Source organism: Aquabacterium sp. (assembly GCF_036279655.1).
Lineage (GTDB): Bacteria > Pseudomonadota > Gammaproteobacteria > Burkholderiales > Burkholderiaceae_C > Aquabacterium.
In genome coordinates this window covers 1-2,895 of the sequence record NZ_DASUIT010000085.1, presented here as the reverse complement: position 1 = coordinate 2,895, position 2,895 = coordinate 1, and the positions used below count along the sequence as shown (strand labels likewise).

At 69.1% G+C, this 2,895-nt stretch carries 4 protein-coding genes and 1 pseudogene; 3 read left to right on the top strand and 2 right to left on the bottom strand.

Going from position 1 to position 2,895, the window contains the following annotated elements:
• From VFW84_RS10360 to VFW84_RS10350, 3 genes and pseudogenes are all read left to right on the top strand, one after another.
• Nucleotides 1–96, top strand: a pseudogene (locus VFW84_RS10360) (protein-export chaperone SecB); the annotation flags it as partial.
• A gap of 17 nt (nt 97–113) precedes the next feature.
• Nucleotides 114–1,109 (top strand): NAD(P)H-dependent glycerol-3-phosphate dehydrogenase, encoded by a 996-nt coding sequence (locus tag VFW84_RS10355; RefSeq protein ID WP_329680380.1) that lies wholly within the window; start codon nt 114–116, stop codon nt 1,107–1,109.
• A 23-nt stretch (nt 1,110–1,132) separates the two neighbouring features.
• Nucleotides 1,133–1,603, top strand: coding sequence for a tRNA (cytidine(34)-2'-O)-methyltransferase (locus VFW84_RS10350; RefSeq protein WP_329680379.1), 471 nt, complete (start codon nt 1,133–1,135; stop codon nt 1,601–1,603).
• A gap of 16 nt (nt 1,604–1,619) precedes the next feature.
• On the opposite strand, the gene VFW84_RS10345 is transcribed toward VFW84_RS10350, so the two are convergent.
• On the bottom strand, nt 1,620–2,447 hold the full coding sequence (locus tag VFW84_RS10345) for a GGDEF domain-containing protein (RefSeq protein ID WP_329680378.1): 828 nt from the start codon (nt 2,445–2,447) through the stop codon (nt 1,620–1,622).
• 94 nt (nt 2,448–2,541) lie between these two features.
• Nucleotides 2,542–2,895 (bottom strand): helix-turn-helix domain-containing protein (locus tag VFW84_RS10340; protein WP_329680377.1); only part of this gene is annotated, 354 nt, incomplete at its 5' end.

The following is a 2,895-nucleotide window of genomic DNA, read 5'->3' as shown; positions in this document are numbered from 1 at the left end:
CGCACCGGCTTCCCGCCCGTGCACCTGACCGAAGTCAACTTCCAGGCCATGTACCAGTCGCAGCTTGACCAGCAGGCTCAAGCCGGTCACGCCTGAAACGGAGCCACTCCCGCATGAACGTCACCGTACTGGGTGCGGGAGCCTGGGGCACGGCGCTGGCCATCAGCGCCGCCCGTCGGGGCGTGAACGTGGTCCTGTGGGCTCGCGACGAGGCCCAGGCCCTGCAGATGCAGTCATCGCGCTGCAATGCCCGCTACCTGCCCGACGTGCCCCTGCCCGAGGGCCTGCAGATCACCAGCGACTGGTCCGCTGCCATGGCCCATGCCATGCCGGCCACCGACAAGGGCCTGGTGATCATCGGCACGCCCATGGCCGCCCTGGCCGACATGCTGAGCCGGGTGCCCGAATCCGCCCCCGTGTTCTGGCTGTGCAAGGGCTTTGAAAAAACCAGTGGACGCCTGGGCCACGAGATCGCCCTGACCGTGCGCCCGCAGGGCCGCAGCGGCGTGCTCTCGGGCCCCAGCTTCGCCATTGAAGTGGCGCGGGGCCAGCCCACCGCCCTGGTGGCCGCCAGCAGCGATGAGGCTCTGAACGAGCTCGCCGTCGAGGCCTTCCACAGCGACAGCCTGCGCGTCTACACCTCGCCCGACCCGGTCGGTGTCGAGGTGGGCGGTGCCGTCAAGAACGTGCTGGCCATTGCCACCGGCATCGCCGATGGCCTGCAACTGGGCCTCAATGCACGCGCCGCCCTGATCACGCGCGGTCTGGCCGAGATGACCCGCCTGGGCGTGGCCCTGGGTGCCCGCCTGGACACCTTCATGGGCCTGTCCGGCCTGGGCGATCTGGTGCTGACCGCCACGGGCGATCTCTCACGCAACCGCTCCGTGGGCCTGCAACTGGCCCAGGGCAAGGACCTGCCCACCATCCTGCAAGAGCTCGGCCACGTTTCCGAAGGCGTCTACAGCGCCGCCACGGTGCTGGCGCGCGCGCAAGGCCTGGGTGTGGTCATGCCCATCACGCAAGCCGTGGTGGAGGTGCTGGAGGGCCGCCTGAGCGCCCGCTCGGCCGTGCAGGCCCTGATGATGCGCGAAGCCCGCGCCGAGTCCTGAGCCCCCACCCCGCGCCTGCCGCCATGTTCCGCATCGTTCTGGTCCACCCGGAGATCCCGCCCAACACGGGCAACGTCATCCGCCTGGCGGCCAACACCGGCTGCGAGCTGCACCTGATCGAGCCGCTGGGCTTTTCGATGGACGACAAGCTGCTGCGCCGCGCGGGGCTCGACTATCACGAGTGCGCACGCGTGCAACGGCATGCCGACTGGGCCACCTTCCTGCAGACCGTGCAGCCCGATCCGGCACGGATGTTCGCCTTCACCACCCGGGGCAGCCGCCCCCTGACCGACATCGCCTGGCTGCCGGGCGACTGCCTGGTCTTCGGCTGTGAAACCAGCGGCCTGGATCCGGCCTTGCGCGAGACTTTTCCCCTGGCGCAGCGCGTGCGCCTGCCCATGCTGCCGGGGCAGCGCAGCCTCAACCTGAGCAATGCGGTGGCCGTGGCGGTGTTCGAGGCCTGGCGGCAGAACGGGTTTGCCCAGGGGCTGTGAGCCGCTGGCCCGGGTCTCAGTCGCCCACGAAGGCGAAGCCGGTCTGATGCCGCTTGGCGCGGTACATCGCCTGATCAGCCTGGTGAAGCAGCTCGTCCGCCGAGGCGCCGTCATCCGGGCACATCGCGATGCCGATGCTGGGGTGCACCGACAACTGCACCTCCCCGATCTTGACCGGGGCCGACACCACCGCCTCCAGTTTGAGGGCCAGCCGGCCGAGTTGCTCGCGTCCTGGCACGCCCACCAGCAGGCAGGCGAACTCGTCACCGCCCAGCCGGCTCACCATGTCGTGGGCGCGGACGGCCCGCGTCAGCCGCTCTGCCACGATGGCCAGCAACTCATCGCCCACCGCATGGCCGTGGGTGTCATTGACCTGCTTGAAGGCGTCCAGATCCAGAAAGAGCACCGCCAGCGCCGGCTGCTGTCCGGCCAGTGTCTTCAAGCTGCCCTCCAGTCGTTCGCGGAAAAAACTGCGGTTGGGCAGGTGCGTCAGGCCATCGTGCTGGGCCTGATGCCGCGCCCGGCGCTCGCCGGCCTGCAAGCCGCTCAACTGCTCGCGCATCGTGGCCAGCGTCAACTCGGTCTGATGGGCCTGCTCTTCCAGCTCCCGGTAGTGCTTGAGTTCGCTGGCGAGCAGGGTCTGCACCTGCTCCAGTGCGTCGATGCAGGTCAGCACATTGCGCTGGAGCCGTGCCTGCAACGCCACGGGCGCCTCAGGCGGTGCCACCAGCGGTAGCGCATCCACCGTCATCTTCAAGCGCGCCTTGATCGTGGCCAGCAGATCACGCCAGTCCTCGGCGACCAGACCGGCCCGGTGGTCCTGCTCGGGGGCCATGGTGCTCATGTGCGTGTCCTTGTCATGGTCCGCAGGCTAGCGGTGCGCCCCCGGGTCGTCGGTGCGCCATCGAACACAGTCACTCGTCAGCCCCGGGCGGCGCTCAGGGCATCGGCAGCCACTCGGCATGGACGTGCAGATCGACTTGGTAACAACTGCAGGCCACGGCTTCCAGGCCCAGGCGGTCAATGACCGTCAGCGCACCCCGGTGGTACTCGATCAAGCCCTGCCGCTGCAGCGCCACCGCCGCCGTCGTGATGCCGACCCGTCGGACGCCGAGCACACCCGCCAGGCGCTCGTGCGTCACACGGAAGCTGTCGGCAGAGGCTCGGTCCTGGGTCATGAGCAACCAGCGCGCCAGTCGCGGCCCGATGAGGTGAAAGCGCTGACAGGCCACGGCCGACGCCATCTGGACCATCGTGACATGCACATAGCGGTCCAGCCCTCGCTGCAAGGA